The organism is Halorubrum sp. SD683 (assembly GCF_002135045.1).
In the GTDB taxonomy this organism is placed as follows: Archaea; Halobacteriota; Halobacteria; order Halobacteriales; family Haloferacaceae; genus Halorubrum; species Halorubrum ezzemoulense.
Map to the genome: position 1 here is coordinate 1 of NZ_NEWJ01000003.1, position 20867 is coordinate 20867.

17 protein-coding genes and 3 tRNA genes are annotated in these 20867 nt (G+C 69.3%); 11 read left to right on the plus strand and 9 right to left on the minus strand.

The window, feature by feature from the left end; all coding sequences use genetic code 11:
* The 3 genes from B9G49_RS02175 to B9G49_RS02185 form a co-directional block, all read right to left on the minus strand.
* On the minus strand, positions 1-1220 hold a 1220-nt coding region (locus B9G49_RS02175), incomplete at its 3' end, for a SipW-dependent-type signal peptide-containing protein (protein ID WP_143414675.1).
* A gap of 114 nt (positions 1221-1334) precedes the next feature.
* Positions 1335-2678, minus strand: coding sequence for a SipW-dependent-type signal peptide-containing protein (locus tag B9G49_RS02180; protein ID WP_086215280.1), 1344 nt, complete (start codon positions 2676-2678; stop codon positions 1335-1337).
* A 121-nt stretch (positions 2679-2799) separates the two neighbouring features.
* Positions 2800-4287, minus strand: a complete 1488-nt coding sequence (locus B9G49_RS02185) for a VWA domain-containing protein (protein ID WP_086215281.1) — start codon at positions 4285-4287, stop codon at positions 2800-2802.
* 395 nt (positions 4288-4682) lie between these two features.
* Here B9G49_RS02185 and B9G49_RS02190 point away from each other — a divergent pair, with 395 nt between their 5' ends.
* On the plus strand, positions 4683-5213 hold the full coding sequence (locus B9G49_RS02190; protein ID WP_049932183.1) for a hypothetical protein: 531 nt from the start codon (positions 4683-4685) through the stop codon (positions 5211-5213).
* Positions 5214-5299: 86 nt separating this feature from the next.
* On the opposite strand, the gene B9G49_RS02195 is transcribed toward B9G49_RS02190, so the two are convergent.
* Positions 5300-6196, minus strand: a complete 897-nt coding sequence (locus B9G49_RS02195; protein ID WP_086215282.1) for a hypothetical protein — start codon at positions 6194-6196, stop codon at positions 5300-5302.
* Positions 6197-6464: 268 nt separating this feature from the next.
* Here B9G49_RS02195 and B9G49_RS02200 point away from each other — a divergent pair, with 268 nt between their 5' ends.
* The 4 genes from B9G49_RS02200 to azf all read left to right on the plus strand — a co-directional run bounded on the left by B9G49_RS02200 (position 6465) and on the right by azf (position 11347).
* On the plus strand, positions 6465-7019 hold the full coding sequence (locus tag B9G49_RS02200; RefSeq protein ID WP_086215283.1) for a hypothetical protein: 555 nt from the start codon (positions 6465-6467) through the stop codon (positions 7017-7019).
* Positions 7020-7103: 84 nt separating this feature from the next.
* Positions 7104-9914 (plus strand): DNA mismatch repair protein MutS, encoded by a 2811-nt coding sequence (gene mutS / locus B9G49_RS02205; protein WP_086215284.1) that lies wholly within the window; start codon positions 7104-7106, stop codon positions 9912-9914.
* 68 nt (positions 9915-9982) lie between these two features.
* Positions 9983-10333 carry a cell division protein SepF gene (sepF, locus tag B9G49_RS02210; RefSeq protein ID WP_049932189.1) on the plus strand — a complete coding sequence of 117 codons (351 nt, stop codon included), beginning with the start codon at positions 9983-9985 and terminating at the stop codon, positions 10331-10333.
* A gap of 120 nt (positions 10334-10453) precedes the next feature.
* Positions 10454-11347, plus strand: a complete 894-nt coding sequence (gene azf / locus B9G49_RS02215; RefSeq protein WP_049932190.1) for an NAD-dependent glucose-6-phosphate dehydrogenase Azf — start codon at positions 10454-10456, stop codon at positions 11345-11347.
* A 38-nt stretch (positions 11348-11385) separates the two neighbouring features.
* Here azf and B9G49_RS02220 read toward each other — a convergent pair whose 3' ends face one another.
* Both B9G49_RS02220 and B9G49_RS02225 read right to left on the minus strand, forming a co-directional pair.
* On the minus strand, positions 11386-12066 hold the full coding sequence (locus B9G49_RS02220) for a hypothetical protein (RefSeq protein ID WP_086215285.1): 681 nt from the start codon (positions 12064-12066) through the stop codon (positions 11386-11388).
* A gap of 133 nt (positions 12067-12199) precedes the next feature.
* Positions 12200-12448 carry a hypothetical protein gene (locus B9G49_RS02225; RefSeq protein ID WP_233125145.1) on the minus strand — a complete coding sequence of 83 codons (249 nt, stop codon included), beginning with the start codon at positions 12446-12448 and terminating at the stop codon, positions 12200-12202.
* A gap of 490 nt (positions 12449-12938) precedes the next feature.
* Between B9G49_RS02225 and B9G49_RS02230 the strand changes: the two genes are divergently transcribed.
* Positions 12939-14774, plus strand: coding sequence for a sodium:proton antiporter (locus B9G49_RS02230; protein ID WP_086215286.1), 1836 nt, complete (start codon positions 12939-12941; stop codon positions 14772-14774).
* 336 nt (positions 14775-15110) lie between these two features.
* On the opposite strand, the gene B9G49_RS02235 is transcribed toward B9G49_RS02230, so the two are convergent.
* Positions 15111-15183 (minus strand) — tRNA-Arg (locus B9G49_RS02235).
* A 246-nt stretch (positions 15184-15429) separates the two neighbouring features.
* Between B9G49_RS02235 and B9G49_RS02240 the strand changes: the two genes are divergently transcribed.
* The 3 genes from B9G49_RS02240 (at position 15430) to B9G49_RS02250 (ending at position 18446) form a co-directional block, all read left to right on the plus strand.
* Positions 15430-16920, plus strand: coding sequence for a single-stranded DNA binding protein (locus tag B9G49_RS02240; RefSeq protein ID WP_198943797.1), 1491 nt, complete (start codon positions 15430-15432; stop codon positions 16918-16920).
* Between the two features lie 89 nt (positions 16921-17009).
* Positions 17010-17441: a histone family protein gene (locus tag B9G49_RS02245; protein ID WP_049932198.1), complete on the plus strand. Its 432-nt coding sequence runs from the start codon at positions 17010-17012 to the stop codon at positions 17439-17441.
* Positions 17442-18446 (plus strand): histone deacetylase, encoded by a 1005-nt coding sequence (locus tag B9G49_RS02250; RefSeq protein WP_086215288.1) that lies wholly within the window; start codon positions 17442-17444, stop codon positions 18444-18446.
* Between the two features lie 212 nt (positions 18447-18658).
* On the opposite strand, the gene B9G49_RS02255 is transcribed toward B9G49_RS02250, so the two are convergent.
* Together B9G49_RS02255 and B9G49_RS02260 are read right to left on the minus strand one after the other, a co-directional pair.
* Positions 18659-18731 (minus strand) — tRNA-Asp (locus B9G49_RS02255).
* A gap of 30 nt (positions 18732-18761) precedes the next feature.
* A tRNA-Asp gene (locus B9G49_RS02260) sits at positions 18762-18834 on the minus strand.
* A 239-nt stretch (positions 18835-19073) separates the two neighbouring features.
* Between B9G49_RS02260 and B9G49_RS02265 the strand changes: the two genes are divergently transcribed.
* Both B9G49_RS02265 and B9G49_RS02270 read left to right on the plus strand, forming a co-directional pair.
* Positions 19074-19304, plus strand: a complete 231-nt coding sequence (locus B9G49_RS02265; protein WP_004599097.1) for a DNA-directed RNA polymerase subunit H — start codon at positions 19074-19076, stop codon at positions 19302-19304.
* Positions 19301-20866 (plus strand): DNA-directed RNA polymerase subunit B'', encoded by a 1566-nt coding sequence (locus B9G49_RS02270; RefSeq protein ID WP_006111499.1) that lies wholly within the window; start codon positions 19301-19303, stop codon positions 20864-20866. The genes B9G49_RS02265 and B9G49_RS02270 overlap by 4 nt, the downstream gene beginning before the upstream one ends.
* Position 20867: the final 1 nt, after the last annotated feature.

Sequence of the window (20867 nt, forward strand, 5' to 3'; positions counted from 1 at the left end):
GCCGACGGAGATGGTGTACACGTTCGTCGCCGAACCCCGCGACGAACGTGTACACCATCTCCGTCGGAGAGGACGATGTTCCGGAACTCGACGCCGCCGCGGCCGTTCGCGTCGAGTTCGGCCTGCGCGTCGTTGACGCCCTCGCCGATGTACGTCCCCGTCGCGATGCCGCTCGCGTTCGAGAACGGGTCCGCGTCGCTGTCGTCGATGTCGGGGTCGTTGTTCGTCCCGCTGACGACGTTCGCGAGCTTCTTCCGGAGCCCGTCGAGCGCGTCGTCGACATCGTCGAGGTCGGCCGTCAGCGGCTGGAGGAGCCCGGTCCTAGGCTCGGTGTCGCCGCTCCCCTCGCCGTCGAAGTACGTGACGCCGACTTGGACGTCCGACCCCTGCGACTCGAGGTAGTCGACGAACTGGCGGGTGCCGAGCTCGACGAGGTCGATCTTCGTGGTCTCGTCGTAGGTGGTCCCGCCCACCGTGATGTTGTCCTCGCTCACCACGCCGTCGAACTGATCGTACAGCATCGACCCCGAGAAGTCCAGCGTGAGCATGATGTCGACCGGCTCCGCGCCGTCGTACACGTTGTCGCAGTCCTCGTCGTACCAGAGCTTCGCCTGGATCGCGTCGCCGAGGTCGCCCATGTTGTCGGGGTCGACAATCAGTTCGGGCTCGGTGGCGGTGCCGCCGTCGTCGTCGACGTCGCTCGCCTGCATCCAGATGTAGCCGGGGTTGTCACAGAGGTGGAGCGAGAAGGTGATCTCGCCGGAGTCGCCGGGCTTCACGTCGGTGAGCTGGACCAGCGTCTCCATCTCCTCGCCGGTGACTGGGTCCGTGCCGAAGTCCGCCTCCGACAGCGGCGGGATGGTCTCGCAGTCCAGGATCGGGAGGTTCGCGCCGTTGCTGTCCTCGTCGTCCTCGTCCGGGAAGTCGCTGTACGTGAACACCTCGCCGTCGATCTCGATCGACTGCTCGCCGTCGCCGTCGTGGTCCGGGTGCGCGCTGACGAACTGGTTGCCCTCGCCGAAGTCGTAGGTCTGTTGCCAGTCGACGAGCAGGTCCAGCTGGCCCGCGGTGAGGGTGTTCCCGTCGAACGACTCGGTGTCGTTGAAGTACGCCGTGGTACCGAGACCCGCGCCAGCCGAGGCCACGCCGACCGCGCCGAGGCCGGCCAGCACGGTCCGCCGCGACAGTCCGATGGAGTCGATGTTGTCGTTGTCTGCCATGATTGTGAATCCCCGAAGGGAGTCCCACCGACGGAGTCGAACCGTCGTCCCGGCCGCCCGCGCGGGTCCGGGGTGGGAGGCGATCACGCCGCTTCGAGCGACGTCGTCAGCACGTCAGTCGCTGAACTCGATCGCGTTCGCGCTGTTGTAGAAGTCCGGGCCCAACGAGGGGTCGACGTTGACCTCCGCGATGGGTCCCTCGCCGCCGGTGCTGCCGTACCCGAGCAGCCGGAACGTCGAGTTGATGTCGCTGTTCGGGATTCCGAACACGATCGTGTTCCCGACCTTCACTGCCGAGAAGCCGGCCGGAAGCGGTTCGGCGGCGCCGTAGCTCCCGCCGTTGTTCGGCTGGTAGCCGAACGGCGCGTCCGGGAACCCGGCGTTGGGCTGCCAGATGAGCTGCCAGTCGTGGGTGCCGTCATCGTCCGCGTCGACCGCGACCGGAAGATTCGTGCTGGAGTAGTCCGCGGTGTCGAGGAAGTCGACCCCGTCGCCGTCGTCGGCGAACGCGAAGCTCAGAACGGTCTGGTTCTGGCCGAACGAGACGCTGGTGTAGACGTTGCCCTCGGTGGGGTTGCCGAGCGTCTGGCCCTTCCAGTCGTTGTCGTACGCCGTGACGACGGTCTCGTCGACGCAGGGGTTGTGCGCCCCGTCGTTGTGGCGAGCCTGAACCGCGTAGAACTCGAAGTCGAACATGACCGAGTCCGTCTGGATCTCGTTTTCGACGCTCGTCGGCACCTCCCAAGTGAAGCAGACGCACTGCTCGTCGACGTTCGGTTCGCCGTCGGTGAACGCCTCCGTGACGCCAGCGAAGGTGGGACGATCCGCGAGGGGCGCGTTCGCATCGCCGTCGCTGGACAGCGGGACGCCGGCCCGGAGCGCGAGCATCACGTCCCGCAGCGAGCCGGAGACGATTTCGTCGCCGATGTCGTTGCCGCCGTCGCCGTCGTCGGTACAGTACGAGACGGTTACCTGCATCGCGTCCGCGAGTTCGCCCATGCCGTCTCCGGGGTCGCCGCCGGTGTCGTCGTCGTCCATCTCGGGCTCGGACTGCCCGTTCTCCGCGTTCGCGGTCAGCTCGCCGCACATCCACATGTACGCGGGGTTGTCGACGATCGAGAAGCAGAACTCGCCCTCGCCGGAGTCGCCGGGTTTCAGGTCGGAGACCCGGATGCTGAGGGGGTCGCCCGTCGAGCCTTGGCCCTCGATCCCGACCACGTTCCCGTCGACGTACGTTCCCGGCTCCGTGGAGTACTGCGCGTAGTTGCCCTGGTCCTCAGAGTAGTCGACGTGGACGAACAGGTCGAGCGAACCGGCCGTCAGCTCGTTGTTCGCGAACGTCTCCGTGTCGTTGAAGTACGCCGTGGTGCCGAGGCCCGCGCCCGCGGAGGCCACGCCGACCGCACCGAGTCCGACCAGCATCTTGCGCCGCGATAGTCCGATTTTGTCGTCGTTCATTGTGTATCATCCCCGAAGGGAACTCCCGGCGGCGGTCGCGAACCGCCGCGTCGGCCGCCCGAAGGCGCCGAGCCGGGAACCGGACGTGTCTCGTCGTCCGGGGCCGCGTCGCTCCGAGGAGCTAGTTCTGACCGCTCATGTTGCCGGTGCCGTTGGGGGCGGGACCGGGGCTGGTGCTGTTCACGTCGGTCCCGTTGAACGCTACCTGCGGGTCGTCGTTGTGCCGCGACTGCTCGGCGTAGACGGCGAGATCGAAGCTCACGGAGTCGGTCTGGATCTCGTTGCCGACATCCGCCGGGAGCGTCCACTCGAAGCCGATGCACTGGGTGGTCGCGCCGGGGTACGGCTGCCGACCCTCCTCCTGCCGGTTGCCGTCGAGCGCCTCGCCGTCGGCCAGCTCCGCGAAGACCTCGCTCATCGTGCCGGAGAGGATCTTCTGTTCGCCCGCTAAGACGATCTGCGCGATCTCGGCGTAGACCGTGTCGAGGTCGGCCGGGTCGGGCGCGAGGAACGCGTCGCCGGGCGACGACGAGATGTCCTGGACGAGGCTGGCGTCGACGTTGTTGCCGAGCCCGATCCCGAAGATACGCGTGCCGGCGTTCTTGGCCGCGGTGGCGGCCGTCCGAGCGTCGCCGACGTTCTCGAAGCCGTCGGTCAAGACGATCATGACCTTCGAGGCGCCGGGCGTCGCGTTCGTGCCGCTCGTGAGCTCGGTCTGTGCGACGTTGATCCCGCCCGCGACGTTCGTGCTGCCGGACGCGGTGTAGTTGTTGATCGCGTTGATGACGTCTTGGTAGGTGGTCGTCAGCTTCTGGTCCAGCGACGCGCCGCTCGCGAACGAGATCGCGGCGGCCTCGTCCGGCGACGAGAGGTTACCGACGAAGCTCGTTGCGGCCGCCTGTAGCGCCGAAAGGTTCGCGCCGCTCATCGAGTCGGAGGTGTCGCTGACCAAGGCGACCTCAAGCTCCTGCCGCTCGCCCGTGCCCGTGGGCTCGTACACGTTGTCGCAGTCCTCGTCGTACCAGACGCAGACCTCGATGGCGTCGGCGAGGTCGCCCTGGTCGGGCGTGTCGTCCGCGTCCGCCTCGGGCTCGGACTGCCCGTTCTCCGCCTGGGTTAGCTCGCCCGCGAGGTAGACGTACGCGGGGTTGTCACAGATGTGGAGGCTGATCGTCACCTCGCCGGAGTCGCCGGGCTTCACGTCGTCGAGCGTGAACACCGGGATCCCGTCGCCGTTGACGAGGAACTCGTCCATCGCCGGTGAACAGAAGTCGATCTCGCCGGTCACGTAGTCCTCCCAACTCTGCCCCTCTCCGGGCGCGGGCGTCTGGTCGAGCAGGTAGCGCCCGTCGCCGAGGTCCTCGACGTCAGGGTACCCCATCGCCTCGATGTCGTCTAGGCGCCCGGGGCCGCCGAGGTACGTCGACTTGTAGTCCAGCTTCAGGTCCAGCTCGCCCGCGGTGAGGGTGTTCCCGTCGAACGACTCGGTGTCGTTGAAGTACGCCGTGGTACCGAGTCCCGCGCCCGCGGACGCGACGCCGACCGCGCCGAGGCCCGCGAGCACCTTGCGCCGCGAGAGTCCGATTTTGTCGTTTGTGTCTTTGCTCATGGTGTCTCCTCCGACTCGCCCCCCGTCCGCGCTGGGCTGACCGAATCGGTTACTTTCTCCTCCGAGGGATACCCACCTAGTTACGCGCTCCCACGTCACCGTCGAACGACCGATTCCAGCCGGTAGAAGCCTTCACGCCACCGGTCAAACGTCGCGTTCGACGGGCGGTCCGGCGCCCCTACCGTGGCGGATCGCGACCGCATGCGATTCATACCCACACCCCAGATCGCCGCACGGACACCGTACTCGGCGGGTCGAACCCGGCAGGCGGCCCGTACCTCCCGCACCCGATCGGCGGTCTCCCCGGGTAGCCAGCCCATACATATACCCCCGTCAGACGCAGGAAGTAGCAGAACTCGGGCGCCGCCGGGCGCGGCCGCCCGGCCCCCATCTCCATGAAACTCCGAAACGACGTGCTTCCGGCCGAACAGGTGTACGCCATCCTCGCGAACGAGCGCCGACGGCGCGCGATCGAACAGCTCAGCTCCGTCGGCGGGACGGTCTCGGTCAACGAGCTGTCGACGCTCGTCGCGCGCCGCGAGACGGGGGAGACCCCGCCCCCGAAGCGCTGTCGCGAGAGCGTGTACACGTCGCTGGTCCAGACGCACCTCCCGAAGCTGGCCGAGGCGGGCGTGATAACGTACGACCGCGAGTCGCAGACGCTCGAACTCTCTCGACGCGCACGCGACGTGCGCCTGTACACGGAGATTCTCGCGCCCGGCGGCGCGACGTGGTCGGAGCTGTACCGCGCGCTGGCGGTGGGATCGCTGCTCGTCGTGCTCGCCGCGCTCCTCGACGTCCCGCTCGTGTCGGCGGTCGACCCCATGCTGTGGACCAGCCTCGCGCTCGGCGCCTTCGCCGCCGCCAGCGCCGCCCAGCTGTGGGTCAACCGCTTCTCGGTATTGCGACAGCTGCGGCTACGCTGAGGCCTCTCCGACGCGACTTCCAGGAAACCCACTCCCCGAAAACTGACCGTCCATTCCTCTCGACTCGTCCGACCTCCCTCGGCTTCCTACTCGCTCGCGGCCGCGAGCGACGCCGGCAGTCGCAGTTCGAACAGCCGCGCGTCACAGCCCGCACAGCGACCGGCGACCACGTCGTAGCTGGAACAGCAGGACTCGACGACGCGCTCTTCGAGCGCCACGTCCCCGGCGCACGACGGACACTCCGCGACGAACAGCCGGAGGGCGCCGAGGACCGCGCTCCGCTCGGCGAGCGGGCGATCCGCCCAGTCGCCGTCGAGCCCCGTCAGCACGCGGTCGGCCGCGGCGTCGGCCCGGAACGCCGGCCGCGACTCCCAGTGACCGATCCGCTCCTCGCCGGCGTACGCGAACCCCGCGCCGCCCCGCCAGTCGATTGAGAGTTCGTGCCGGTCGAGTCCGGTGAGCGCCGCGAGCGCCGCGAGGTCGTCGCGGTCGGTCCGTCTCCCCTCGTCGGGCGTCGCTCCCGCCCCGTCCTCGGCCGCCGCCCGCCACGACGCGGCGAAGTCGGGGGCGAACGCGAAGTCGTCGCCTGCGGGCGTCTCGACGAGGACGCCCGCGTCGAGGAGGTACGTTTCGGGGTCTACCTCACCGACGCCCAGCCCGCGGGGCTCGGCGTTGCCGGGCGCCTTGCCGAACAGCGCGAGCGCCCGCTCCGGGAGGTAGCGCTTCGTGAGTTCCGGCGTCCCGGGAACGAGGTACCCGCGGAGCCAGATGGCTCCGAGCGCGCCGCCGAACCCGACCGCCCCGAGTAGCGGCGCGCCCACCGCGGCCACCGCTCCCGCCCCGGCCGCCGCGATGCCGACGTTGACGGCCGTACAGGGGAGACACCGGTTCGCACCGGTGTACTCCGGCTGCCGGAGGCGACCGACGACGGCGCGCGCGGGCTGCCGGAGGCGACCGACGACCGAGTCTCGTGACACGTTCATGCTGGTCCGAACGCGACGCACCGACCTATGTATGCGCCGCCTACCGCGTCCGACGCGGGCTCTCCGGCCCACAACATCGTTACAGCGCCCGGACAAACCCACTTGTATCGATGTGATGAACTGTGTCGGAGACGCCAAGAACGCCCGAAGTACGGCGAGTGTGTACGCTTCTGTTCGGGCGAATCTTCCGGGACCGGCTCTAGTGGGTACAATGCGAAGTGATATATCCTCCCATGATAACCGTACTCTCATTCGGCATGTATGAGCTATGACACCACAACTCGCCAAACAAGCGGCGTCGTCGGACACCGACGGTGAGGGCCCCTCGCGCGACGAGGTGTTCACCGCGCTGAGCAATCGGCGGCGTCGCAACGTGATCAAGTACCTGAAGACCAACGGCACCGAGGCGCGCGTCAGGGATATCGCCGAGCAGCTGGCCGCGTGGGAGAACGACGTCGAGGTTCCGGCGGTGACGTACAAGCAGCGCAAGCGCGTGTACACCGCGCTCCACCAGTCGCACCTGCCGAAGCTGGCGGCGAGCGGGTTCATCGACTACGAGTCGGACCGGGGGCTGGTGTCGCTTACCGAGGAGAGCCGACAGCTGGAGGTGTACCTGGAGATCGTCTCGGAGAACGAGATCCTCTGGGCCGAGTACTACGTGGGGCTCGCGGTCGTCTGCGGGCTGCTGGCGACGGCGGGGTGGACCGGGACCGCCCCGTTCGGCGCGGTCTCCGGGTACGCGTACGCGGCGCTCTTCACGCTCGTGTTCGGGGCGTCCGGGATCGCTCACCGGGCGTCGACGAAGCGGAACCGGCTGGGATGACGGCGCGCCGGCGCGCGGCGGGGCTCGGGCCGACCGGACGGACACCCGCAGGGTTTTAGCCGCGCACGGCGGGAGTAGGGACATATGGCAACGGGGATCGTCGGGGAGTTCCTCGATCTCAAGGCGGAGACGGACGCGGACGTCCTCGCGATGCAGTGCGGCGACTTCTACGAGTTCTTTGCGGACGACGCGGAGTTGGTCGCCGACGAGCTCGATCTGTCGATCTCGCAGAAGTCCTCCCACGGCTCGTCGTACCCGATGGCGGGCGTGCCCCTCTCGGAGCTGACGCCGTACGTGAACGCCTTGGTCGAGCGCGGCTACCGGGTCGCGGTCGCGGACCAGTACGAGACCGAGGGCGGCGACCACGCCCGCGAGATCGTCCGCGTCGTCACGCCGGGCACGGTGTTGGAGACGAGCGACGACGACGCGCGCTACCTCGCGGCGGTCGTCCGCGAGGAGGACGGGCGCGGCGCGGCGGACGGACCCGCCGACGACGGGCCGTACGGCCTCGCGTTCGCCGACGTGACCACGGGGCGGTTCCTCGCCACGACCGTCGACGACGGGGGCGACCTGCGCGCGGAGCTGTACCGGTTCGACCCGGCCGAGGTGCTGCCCGGTCCGCAGGTCCGGAACGACGACGGCCTGCTCGGGGCGGTCCGCGAGGACCTCTCGGGACGCGTCACCGCCTTCGACGCGGAGGCGTTCGCGACCGGGCGCGCAGAGCACGCGGTACGGGAGCAGTTCGGCCGCGAGACGACCGACAGCGTCGGGCTCGACTCGACGCTCGCCGTCCGCGCCGCGGGCGCGGTCCTCTCGTACGTCGCGGAGACGGGGGCGGGCGTGTTGGCCTCGATGACCCGCCTGACGGCGTACGGCGCGGACGACCGCGTCGACGTGGACGCGACCACGCAGCGCAACCTCGAGATCACGGAGACGATGCGGGGCGACGCCGACGGCTCGCTGTTCGACACGGTCGACCACACCGTCACCGCAGCCGGCGGCCGACTGCTCCGCGAGTGGCTCACCCGGCCGCGACGTGACCGCGAGACGCTCGACGACCGGCTCGACGCGGTCGAGGCGCTGGCGTCCGCGGCGCTCGCCCGCGACCGGCTCCGCGAGGTGCTCGGCGACGCCTACGACCTCGAACGCCTCGCGGCGCGCACGACGAGCGGGAGCGCGGGCGCGCGCGAACTGCTCTCGATCCGCGACACGCTCGCGCTGCTGCCCGCCCTCGCGGACGCGCTCGACGACACCGCCCTCGCCGACTCGCCCGCGGCCGCCGTGCTCGGTAGGGTCGACCGCGACCGCGCGGCCGCGCTCCGGGAAGAGCTCGCCGACGCCCTCGCCGAGGATCCGCCCAAGGCGAAGACGAGCGGCGGACTCCTGAAGCGCGGCTACGACGACGAGCTCGACGACCTGATCGACCGCCACGAGGGCGTGAACTCGTGGCTCGACGGGCTCGCGGAGCGCGAGAAGCGAGAGCACGGGCTCAGCCACGTCACCGTCGACCGCAACAAGACGGACGGCTACTACATTCAGGTCGGCAAGTCGGTCGCCGATCAGGTGCCCGAGCACTACCGCGAGATCAAGACGCTGAAGAACTCGAAGCGGTTCGTCACCGACGAGCTCGCGGAGAAGGAACGGGAGGTCCTCCGCCTCGAGGAGGCCCGCGGCGAGCTGGAGTACGAGCTGTTCGAGGAACTGCGCGAGCGCGTCGCCGAGCGCGCGGAACTGCTTCAGGACGCCGGGCGCGCCGTCGCCGAACTCGACGCGCTCGCCTCGCTCGCGACCCACGCCGCGCGTCGCGACTGGACGCGCCCGGAGCTGACGACGGAGCGCCGGCTCGACGTGGAGGCCGGCCGCCACCCCGTCGTCGAGGGGACGACCGACTTCGTCCCGAACGACCTGCGGCTCGACGCCGACCGCGGCTTCCTCATCGTCACCGGCCCGAACATGAGCGGCAAGTCGACGTACATGCGGCAGGCCGCGCTGATCCAGCTGCTCGCGCAGGCGGGCTCGTTCGTCCCCGCGCGAGCCGCCGAGGTGGGGCTCGTCGACGGCATCTACACGCGTGTCGGCGCGCTCGACGAGCTGGCGCAGGGTCGATCGACGTTCATGGTGGAGATGCAAGAGCTGTCGAACATCCTCCACTCGGCCACCGAGGACTCGCTGGTCATCCTCGACGAGGTCGGCCGCGGCACCGCCACCTACGACGGTATCTCCATCGCGTGGGCCGCGACCGAGTACCTCCACAACGAGGTCCGCGCGCGCACCCTTTTCGCCACCCACTACCACGAGCTGACGACGCTCGCCGACCACCTTCCGCGCGTCGAGAACGTCCACGTCGCCGTCGACGAGCGCGACGGCGAGGTGACGTTCCTCCGCACCGTCCGGGACGGCCCGACCAACCGCTCGTACGGCGTCCACGTCGCCGACCTCGCCGGCGTCCCGGACCCCGTCGTCTCCCGCTCGGACGAGGTCCTCAACCGCCTCCGCGAGGAGAAGGCGATTGAGGCCCGCGGCTCGCGGACCGGGAGAAACGGGAGCCGCAGGGGCGCCGGCGGCGACGGCGAAGGCGGCACCCAGCAGGTCGTGTTCGACCTCTCGTCCGGGTCGTTCTCGGACGCGTCCGACGCCGACAGGGAAACGGGGGCGGACGCCCAGCCCTCGAACGCGCGTCGGAACGGAGGCAATTCCGCGGACACGTCGGTCGAATCCGGCGGCTCCGGCGGCGCTGCGAAGACCGCAGCGACCGGATCCGACGCCGAGGCGGCCGAGCGGCTCGACGCCGAGACCCGCGCCGTGATCGAGGAGCTGAGCGACGTCGACGTCGCGGAGACGCCCCCGGTGGAGCTGCTCTCGCAGGTCCAAGAGTGGCAGGAGCGACTCGACTGAGGCCGCGTCCGCTCGCCGGGGGTGCGTCTGACGTAAGAACTAATGTCCGACCTCGTCGTGTGGTGTGTATGGGCATCATGAGCAAGATCCTCGGCGGGGGTGGGAGCCGCTCCGTCGACGACTACGTCGAACTCGACGCGGACGACTTCGCCGACGCGCACGCGGAAACGGACACGCAGGTACACTTCGCGGAGATCGCCGACCAGAGCGACGTCATCCCGATCAAGGACGCGGTGTACGACGGCGACTTCGTCATCGCCGACATCACCCGCCACTCCACGTCGGACCGGACGATAGAACACGTCTACGACGAGCTCCGGCAGGTCGTCCAGGAGGTCGACGGCGACATCGTCCAGAAGGGCGACGACCAGATCATCGTCACCCCCACCGGCGTCAAGGTCTCGCGGCAGAAGCTATAGGCGCGCCCTCCCGACCGCTCGTCCCCGTTTTCCTCTCGTGACCCCGGCCTCGCGGCCGGCATTCGGGCGTACCGGTCGAACCGTGTCATATATGCCGTTCTCCCGCCCACGTAGAGTCGAATGGACGAGCCGGTACTGCTGACGGGCGCCGGCGGACGGGTGGGACAGGCCATCCTCCGCGGTATCGGCGACGACTACGACTGGCGGCTCCTCGACCGCGAGCCGCTCCCGGCGGCGAAGGTGCCCGACGGGGTCACCGACGCCGACCGGTACGTCGCCGACATCACCGACGAGCGCGCCGTCCGCGAGGCGATCGCCGACGTCGGCGCGGTGATCCACCTCGCCGGCGACCCGCGGAAGACGGCGCCGTGGGACTCCGTCCTCCGGAACAACATCGACGGGACGCAGGTCGTGATGCGCGCCGCCGCCGAGGCCGGCGTCGAGAAGTTCGCGTTCGCCTCCTCGAACCACGCCGTCGGCGGCTACGAGACCGACGAGCGGACGCCCGACCTGTACCGCCCCGAAGACGAGTACCGGCTCGACGGGAGCGAACTCCCGCGCCCCGGCAACCTCTACGGCGTCTCGAAGGCGGCCGGCGAGTCGCTCGGCCGCTTCTACCACGACGAGTTCGACATGAGCGTCGTCTGCGTCCGCATCGGGAACCTCACCAAGGACCACCCGCCCCGCGAGTACGAGCGCGGGCAGGCGATGTGGCTCTCGCACCGCGACTGCGCGCACCTGTTCGACCGCTGTCTCCGGGCGACGTACGGCTACGAGGTCGTGTACGGCATCTCGGACAACGACCGGCGCTACTACTCCATCGAGCGAGCCCGCGAGGCGCTGGGCTACGACCCCGCGGACAACTCGGGCGACTACACCTTCGAGGGCGAACCCAAGCCGGACCGCGACACCGAGACGAACGGCGGCCGCTACGCCGCCGGCGCGGACGCCGCCGACGCGCCCGCTGAGCCCAACTTCCCGGCTGACCCGGACGCGCCGAGCGACGACGCCTGAGTGGCCGCCGCCGGCCGCCCTCGCGCCGGACCGCGCCGCTAGAACAGGTCCTCGACGTCCCGCCGCTTCCGCTCTTCTCGCTCCACGTGGTCGCCCAGTCGCGCGGCCACCTGCGGCCGCGCGTCCGGCGTCCGCAGGTACGCGAGCAGCAGTTCGGCGAACTCGGTCCGCCCGGTCCCGCGCTCCGCGGACGCGAACTCGGCCGCGGTCGCGAGCGTCGCCGCGTCGCCCGGCTCGCCCGTCGCCGCGAGCGCCGGCACCGCGAGACCCACCGCCCCGAGCGACAGATCGCCGAACGTCGGCGTCTCGCCGTCGACGCGGATCCGCGGCGGCGTCGCCGGCCCCGTCGCCTCTGGCGCCTCGGCGAGCCGCTCAGCCCACTCCCGGACGGGGGCCATCGCGACCCCCAGCGAGTCGGAGTCCGCCGTCAGCGCCGTGACGGCGTCCGCCGCGCGCTCGGAAGCGCCCGGCTCGTCGCCGTCGGCCGCGCGGTGCGTCGCCGTCGCGGTCGCGGTCAGCCCCCGAAGCAGTCGCTCGGCGTCCTCCGGTCGCTCTGCGTCTTCCCCGCCGCCGTCATCGATCGACGCCCCCGCCGCTTCCCAGACGTGACGCGCCGCGAGGGGGTGCCCCTCGTTGAACAGCGCGGCGCCGGCGACGACGCGATCGCGATGGACGGCGTCCCCGCGGTCGCTCCGTGCCTCCGAGTCGCGGTCGCTCACGCGTCGCGGTCGGTGGCGGCGAGTGATAAATGTCGAGTTCCGCGAACGGCTCGGGGGAGGGCGGAGCGTCAGCAGGAGGCGGAGGGTTCGTGCGTCAGCGGGAGGCGGAGGGTTCGTGCGTCAGCGGGGTCGGTCAGGTCTCTCGGATGCTCGCGTCGTCGGCCGGGAGGTGGAGCGTCCGGCCGACCGCGCTCGGATACCGTCGGTGGAGCGCCGCGCCGACGACCGCGCCGGCGAGGGCCGCCAGCGCGACCGCGGCCGCGATCGGAAACGCGAGGACTCCGACCACCACGGCCGGCAGCGCCGCCAAGGCGATCGTCGCGCCGAGCGACGGGAGGGACTCGGTCGGGTGCGGGCACGCGTACAGGTCGGGGCGAACCATGCGTCTGGAGGGGGGTCGATCTGCTGTCATCGTCGGATTGGGGTGGTGGTGCGAGGCGTGCGCCTCGCGGTCGGCGTCAGTTCGGCCGCCGGAGACCGCACCGCGCGGTCGGAGGGCGACGGATCGGTGTCGAGAGCAGTCCGGTAGAAGCGGTCGCTCGCGTCGGCAGCGAGCGGGCCGCCCCCGCGTCGGGGTCACGCGGCGACGGCACCGAGGAGAGCGGCGACCGGCCCGCGGACCCGTTTCCGGACGCTCCAGCGGGGGGCGAACGTCGGAATGGGGTCGCGGACGGTCATGGATTCGACCCGGCGGTGGGGACCGACCGGGCGTACGTTCACCGTGTGACGGAACCGAATTAATAGTTTCCCGTGTGTGGAAACCAATGTCGTGGCCGGTCTCCGCCACTCCGCTCGGCGTCGGCGGATCCACCAGTACACTAACGACGTGGGGGGTCGTACTGTCGATCGACGTGTCCAGTAGTCTACTCCCAGTGATCGCGGTGATTCTCGTCTCGGGGCTCGCGGTCCAGCTGCTCGCTCACCGGCTCCGGGTGCCGAGCGTCATCTTCTACCTCGCAATCGGCGTGGTGCTCGGACCCGAGCTGCTCGGCCTCGTCACGCTGGAGACGTTCGGTGAGGGGCTGGAGATCATCGTCGGACTCAGTGTCGCGATCATCGTCTTCGAGGGGGCGTTCGCGCTCCGGATCGACCGGATCCGCCGCGCGTCGACGGTGTCGCTCCGGCTGGTGACGATCAGCGCGGTCGTGATGTTCCTCGGCACCGCGGCGGCGGTCCGCGCGTTCACGGACGGCACGTGGGAGATCGCGCTGCTGATCGGCGCGCTGCTGGTGGCGACCGGCCCGACCGTCATCACGCCGATCCTCAACGTGGTCCGGGTGCGGGACCACGTCGCGACCGCGCTGGAGACGGAGGGGATCGTCAACGACGTGACGGCCGCGATCGTCGCGGTCGTCATCTTCGAGACGCTGCTGCTCGACGACCTCGGCGTCCCCGCGACGGTGCTCTCGTTCCTCCAGCGGTTCGGCGTCGGGGTCGCAGCGGGGCTGCTCGCCACGGGGATCATCTACGTGTTGCTGGACAGCGACCTCGTCCCCGAACGCGACGTGCAGGCGTCGCAGTTCCTCGTGCTGTCGGCCGCGATCGGCTCGTTCGCGGCCGCCGAGGCCGTCGCCGCGGAGGCGGGCATCGCGGCGGCGGCGACGAGCGGGATCCTCCTCGGGAACCTCGGGATCGACAACCGCGAGGAGATAGAGACGTTCGCGGAGAACACCACCACGATCGTCTTATCCTTCGTCTTCATCTCGCTCGCCGCGCTGATCGACGTCGAGGCGATCGCCGGCCTCGGGGTCGGCGTGATCGCGATCGTCGCCGTCATCATGCTCGTCTTGCGACCCCTCGGTGCGTTCCTCGCGACGTTCGGCGTTGAGCGGTTCACCCGCCCGGAGCGCCTGTTCATCGCGACCGTCGGGCCGCGGGGGATCATCCCGGCGAGCGTGGCGACGCTGTTCGCCATCGAGCTGGAGCTCGCTGGCAGCATCGCCGCCGGCGAACTGCTCGTCGGCACGGTGTTTGCGGTCATCTTCGCGACGGTCCTCGTCGAGGCGGGGTTCGCGCGGCAGATCGGAGAGTTTCTCGGAGTGTCACCAATGCGCACGATAATCATCGGCGGGGGCCGGGTCGGTCAGGCGCTCGCCACGCGACTGGAGAACAGGGGCGAGTACGTCGTCGTCGTCGAGACGGACCCGGACGTCGCCGAACGGGCGCGCGCAGAGGGGTTCACCGTCTACGAGGGGGACGGCAGTGACACGGAGGCGCTTCGCGCCGCCGACATCGACGACGCGAAGCGGTTCATCACGACGACGGCCGACGACGACATCAATCTCCTCGCGTGCCAGCTCGCCATCACCAAGTTCGACGTTGCGTCCGTCTACTCACGGGTGAACGACCCGGACAACGTCGACGCCTTCGACAGCATCGGCGTCACCGGCATCGACGCCACGACGGCGACCGCGGCGGCCATCGACGACGAGATAGAACGCCCCGCGCTCACCCACTGGATGAACGAGCTCGGCGACAGCCACGACGTTCAGGAGGTTGAGGTGACCTCTCGCGAATTGGCGGGGAAGAGCATCCGCGACCTCAACGCGCGGATCCCGGACGACACCTTCGTCGCCGTGATCAGCCGCGACGGCGAGAACCGCGTTCCCTCGGCCGACAGCGTCCTCGAAATGGGCGACAGCGTGACGTTCATCGGCGCCACCGATGGGGTCCGCCGAGCGATGGAGCGGTTCCACCCGCACGATTAACAGCTCGGTCAGATCGCCCGTGGAGTGAGGGTGACCGGCTCTGAGCCCCAGTCGCGGGGGCGACATACTCTCCACTGCGCCCGTCGTTTGGTGTGGCCGAAACGTCTCGACGGAGTCCGACGCGAGTGAAACAAGCGTCGGGCACGTCGGGACCGAACGCAGTCGCTGCCGAACGAAGTGAGGCAGCCGCAAAGTGAGCGTCCTGACGGAGATTTGAACTCGGAAAGCCGTTCGGCCTCGCTTCGCTCGGCCGCTGCGACTTTCCTGCTCAAATCTTCGCGGAGTTTTCGGACACACGCACGGCTCGCTACGCTCGCCGTTTGGTTTGTCCGAAAACGTCCTGACGGAGATTTGAACTCCGGTCCCTGGCTCCGCAAGCCAAGAGGATAGTCCACTACCCTACCAGGACTCATTTCTACGTATCGCGGTGGAACTTAAGACGGTTACGGTCCGGCGGCCGCGTGCCTGCGGTCCGCATACTCCCCGTGCCGGATGAACACCTTTTGTATCGACGGGACCCATGAACGCCCATGAGACGCTTTCGAGCCGCGACCGCGACCCGCTCCGGTCCCCGTGCCGACCGGGGGGTGCCCGGCGCGACCCCCGGCCAACGGCAACGCTTATGCGCGAACCCGTCGACCACGGAGGGACGAGTATGGGCGCCATAGAGGAGGTGTACGAGGACCTCGACACCGACGTCGAGTTCGAGGAGTTCGAGGCCGCCGTCGAGGACAAGGTCGAGCAGATGGGCGGGCTCGCGGACGAGGAGACCGCCGCGATGCTCATCGCACACGAGCTGCGCGACGAGGAGGCCGACACCATCGCCGACATCGAACCGGGGATGAACGAGGTGAAGTTCCTCGGCAAGGTGACAGCCATCGGCGAGATCCGGACCTTCGAGCGCGACGACGAGGACGCGGAGGAGGGTCGCGTGTGTAACGTCGATGTCGCCGACGCCTCCGGCTCCGTCCGGGTCGCACTGTGGGACGACATGGCCGCGGCGGCCGAGGAGGAGCTCGAAGTCGGGCAGGTCCTCCGCGTCATGGGCCGTCCCAAGGAGGGGTACAGCGGCCTCGAAGTGAGCGCGGACAAGGTCGAGCCGGACGAGGACGCCGAGGTCGACGTCCAAGTGCTCGACACCTACCGCGTCGAGGACCTGACGCTCGGGGCGTCCGACGTGGACCTCGTGGGGCAGGTGTTAGACACCGACTCGATCCGGACGTTCGACCGCGACGACGGCAGCGAGGGACGCGTCGCCAACCTCACGCTCGGCGACGAGACGGGGCGCGTGCGCGTCACGCTCTGGGACGGGAAGGCCGACCTCGCCGAGGAGTTCGCGGCGGGCGAGGTCGTCGAGGTCGGCGACGGCTACGTCCGCGAGCGCGACGGCGACCTGGAGCTCCACGTCGGCGACCGCGGCACGGTCGAGCGCGTCGACGAGGACGTCGAGTACGTCCCGGAGACCACCGACATCGCCGACCTCGAGATCGGCCAGACTGTCGACATCGGGGGCGGCGTCATCGAGACCGACCCGAAGCGGACGTTCGACCGCGACGACGGCAGCGAGGGACAGGTCCGCAACGTCCGGATCAAAGACGAGACCGGCGAGATCCGCGTCGCGCTGTGGGGCGACAAGGCCGACCGCGAGATCGAACTGGCCGACCGGGTCGTCTTCACCGACGTCGAGATCCAGGACGGCTGGCAGGACGACCTCGAGGCGTCCGCGAACTGGCGCTCGACCGTCTCCGTCCTCGACGAGGGGAGCGACGCGGCGGCCGGCGTCGCGGGCGGCGCGTCCGGGGCCGGAAGCACCGGGGGCGACGGAGACGGCCGCGGGTCGAACGAAACCGGCCTCGGTGCCTTCTCCGATGACGGCAAGAAGGCGGCGGCCGAGGCCGTCGCCGGTGAGGCCGGCGACGAGGAAGGGGGCGGTGCGAGCGGCGGCGCGGCGACCGCGGCGGCGGAGCGATCGGACGGCGCCGTCGAGTTCACCGGCACGGTCGTCCAGACCGGGGACCCCGTCGTGCTCGACGACGGACAGCAGACGAAATCGGTCGACACCGACGCGAGCCTCCGGCTCGGCGAGGAGATAACCGTCCGCGGCCCGGAGCGCGACGGGACCATCGACGCCGACGACGTCTTCTGACGCGCCCGACCGCCGCGGCGGCCCGTCCGGATCCGGCGGCAAAGCGGGTAACGGAAAGCGTTATACGACACACGGACGCGACTGTGTGTATGAGTGTCGAGTTACCGTTCGCGCCGGTCGACGGGATCATCCGGCGGAACGCGGGGGAACTCCGCGTCAGCGCGGACGCCGCCGAGGAGCTCGCGCGACGGATCCAATCGCACGGCGCCGAGCTCGCCGTCGACGCGGCCGAGCAGGCGACCGCGGACGGCCGGAAGACGCTGATGGCCGCGGACTTCGGCGTCGAGCAGGTCGTCGGCCGGGAGGATCTCACGCTCCCGGTCGCGCCCATCGACCGGATCGCTCGACTCCGGATCGACGACCGCTATCGGGTCGGCGTCGACGCGCGCGTCGCGCTGGCCGACATTTTGGAAGACTACGCCGACAACGTCGCGAGCGCGGCCGCGACGCTGGCCCGGCACGCGGACCGACGGACCGTACAGGCCGAGGACATCGAGACGTACTTCGCGTTGTTCGAGTAGATGCAGTTTGGCTACAGCGAGCGGTGTCTCGACCACGACACCGGCGAGCGACACCCGGAGAACCCGGACCGACTCCGCGCGATCCGCCGCGGTCTCGCGAAGCGGCACGGCGTCGAGTACGTCGAGGCCGATCCCGCGGCGAAGGCGGCCGTCTCGGCCGTTCACGACCCCGATTACGTCGACGAACTGGAGTCGTTCGTCGCGGACGGCGGCGGCAGCTGGGACCCCGACACCGTTGCCAGCGACGGGACGTGGGACGCGGCGCTCACCTCGGCCGGGCTCGCCCAGTGGGCCGCCCGCGCGGCGCTCGACGGCTCGACCGGGCGGCAGACCCCGTTTGCGATCGGCCGCCCGCCGGGCCACCACGCCGTCACCGACGACGCGATGGGGTTCTGCTTCTTCAACAATGCCGCCGTCGCGGCCCAGACCGCCCTCGACGAGGACCTCGCTGACCGCGTCGCGATCTTCGACTGGGACGTGCACCACGGGAACGGCACGCAGGACATCTTCTACGACCGCGGCGACGTCCTCTACGCGTCGATCCACGAGGACGGCCTCTACCCGGACACGGGGGACCTCGACGAGACCGGCGAGGGAGACGGCGACGGGACGACCGTGAACCTCCCGCTGGCGGCCGGTGCCGGCGACGCCGACTACCTCTACGCCGTCGACGAGGGGATTGGGCCTGCGATCGATCGGTTCGACCCCGACCTGCTGATCGTCTCGGCGGGGTTCGACGCGCACCGCCACGACCCCATCCCGCGGATGCGCGTCTCCTCGGAGGGGTACGCGCTGTTGACCGACCGGATCCGGACGCTCGCCGATGACGCCGGCCCCGCCCACGCGTACGTGCTGGAGGGCGGATACGGCCTCGACACGCTCGCCGAGGGGGTCTCGATGGTCCACGAGACGTACGACGGGCGCCCCCCGGTCGACACCGACGAGGACCCGGACGCGAAGACCGAGTCCCTCGTCGACGACCTGCGGGCGGAACTGGACCTGTAGCCCGGAAGGTGGGCCGACACCGGGCTCGCTCGTCGCTATCGCTCCTCGCTCGTAGTCGGCGTCGACAGAAACGCCCGGAGCGGGATTTGAACCCCGGTCGTTCCGCTCGCTACGGTCGCTTCACTCCCTGACTCAAATCCCTTCGACGGTTTCTGCTGTCGCGGTACTCGCTCGTCGCTACCGCTCCTCGCTCGCAATTGCGACAGCAGAAACGCCCGGAGCGGGATTTGAACCCGCGTCACGACCGTGACAGGGTCGTATGATGGGCCACTACACCATCCGGGCAACCAAGCGACAGCGCCCCGAAACCGGGGACGCCCGGAGCGGGATTTGAACCCGCGTCACGACCGTGACAGGGTCGTATGATGGGCCACTACACCATCCGGGCTTGTCGTACCAGTTCGTATCCCTGTCTGGCAAATAAGGCTTGTCATCGCCGACGAGGATGGGGTCCGGTGACAGGGGGGTTGCCTCCGATATCCTTTTGTGTCAACCTCGCGTGTGTGGGAGTGTCGAACGCCCCGCGACCCGTGAGCCGCGCGCGGCGGCGCTTGGTAAGTCTTATGACGCTGGCGCATATACCTACCTGTAGTATCTCGTGATAGCTTCTCCCCACCACCAGCACCCATGGTAGACGTAAGCCAACACGAACTCGTCCCGGACCACGTCCTCCTCGACGACCCCGAGGAGGTCGAAGAGGTCCTGGCGGAGTACGACGTGAAGAAAACGAACTTACCGAAGATCAAACGCACGGATCCCGCGCTCCCCGACGAGGCCGAGGTCGGGGACGTGGTGAAGATCGTCCGCGACTCCCGCACGACCGACGAGGCGGTCGTGTATCGACTGGTCGTCTCATGAACAGGCAAGACCGACGCGTGGTTTCACGCGAATACTTCTCCGACGAACGGCTCGCCGAACACCACTTCCGCTCGTTCAACAACTTCCTGGACCGCGGCATGCAGGAAGTCGTCGACGAGAAGGAGACGATCGAGACGGACATCGGCGACAAGGAGGGCCAGGAGCCCGTCTACGTCGAGCTCGGCGACGTGCGGATGGTCACCCCGCGCGTCCGCGAGGCCGACGGCTCCGAGGAGCTGCTCTATCCCCAGGAGGCGCGCCTCCGCAACATCACCTACTCGGCGCCCGTGTTCATGGAGATGTCCATCGTCCGCGGCGGCGAGGACGAACCGGAGCAGGTCGTCGACACGACCGAGACGAAGGTCGGTCGGATGCCGATCATGGTCGGCTCGGACAAGTGTAACATGGCGGGCTTCTCCGACGAGGAGCTCATCGACATCGGCGAGGACCCCGTCGACCCCGGCGGCTACTTCATCGTCAACGGCTCCGAGCGCGTGCTGATGACCTCGGAGGACCTGGCGCCGAACAAGATCCTCGCCGAGTACGACTCGAAGTACGGCGACGAGATCCAGGTCGCGAAGACGTTCTCCCAGCGCCGGGGCTACCGCGCCTTAGTGCTCTGTGAACGCAACCGCGAGGGGCTGCTCGAAGTGTCGTTCCCCTCCGTCTCCGGATCCATCGACTTCGTGACGCTCGTCCGCGCGCTCGGGCTCGAATCCGACGAGGAGATCGTCCACCGCGTCTCGGACGACCCCGAGATCGTGAAGTTCATGCTGGAGAACTTAGAGGAGGCCTCGGTCCAGACGACCGAGGAGGCAATCGAGACCCTCGGCGAGCGCGTCGCGAGCGGTCAGGGGAAGAACTACCAGCTCAAGCGGGCAAACTACGTCATCGACCGCTACCTCCTCCCGCACCTCCACGAGGAGGGCGTCGACGAGGAGGACGTGCGGATCAACAAGGCGTACTACCTCTGCCGCATGGCCGAGGCGTGCTTCGAGCTCGCTCTCGACCGCCGCGAGGCCGACGACAAGGACCACTACGCGAACAAGCGCCTGAAGGTCTCCGGCGACCTGATGCGCGACCTGTTCCGGACCGCTCTCAACAAGCTGGCGCGCGACGTGAAGTACCAGCTGGAGCGCGCGAACATGCGGAACCGGCAGCTCACCGTCAACACGGTGGTCCGCTCCGACGTGCTGACCGAGCGCCTCGAACACCCGATCGCGACGGGGAACTGGGTCGGCGGCCGCTCGGGCGTCTCCCAGCTCGTCGACCGGACCGACTACATGGGCGTGCTCTCGCACCTTCGGCGCCTGCGCTCGCCGCTGTCGCGGTCGCAGCCGCACTTCGAGGCGCGGGACCTCCACGCGACCCAGTGGGGTCGCATCTGTCCCTCCGAGACGCCGGAGGGGCCGAACTGCGGGCTCGTGAAGAACTTCGCGCAGGCGATGGAGCTCTCGCAGACGGTTGAGGACGAACAGGGGCTGAAACGAGAACTGGCGTCGATGGGTGTCGAGGGGATCCCCGGCATCGAGGGCGTCGAACGACAGACGGCGGACGACTGAT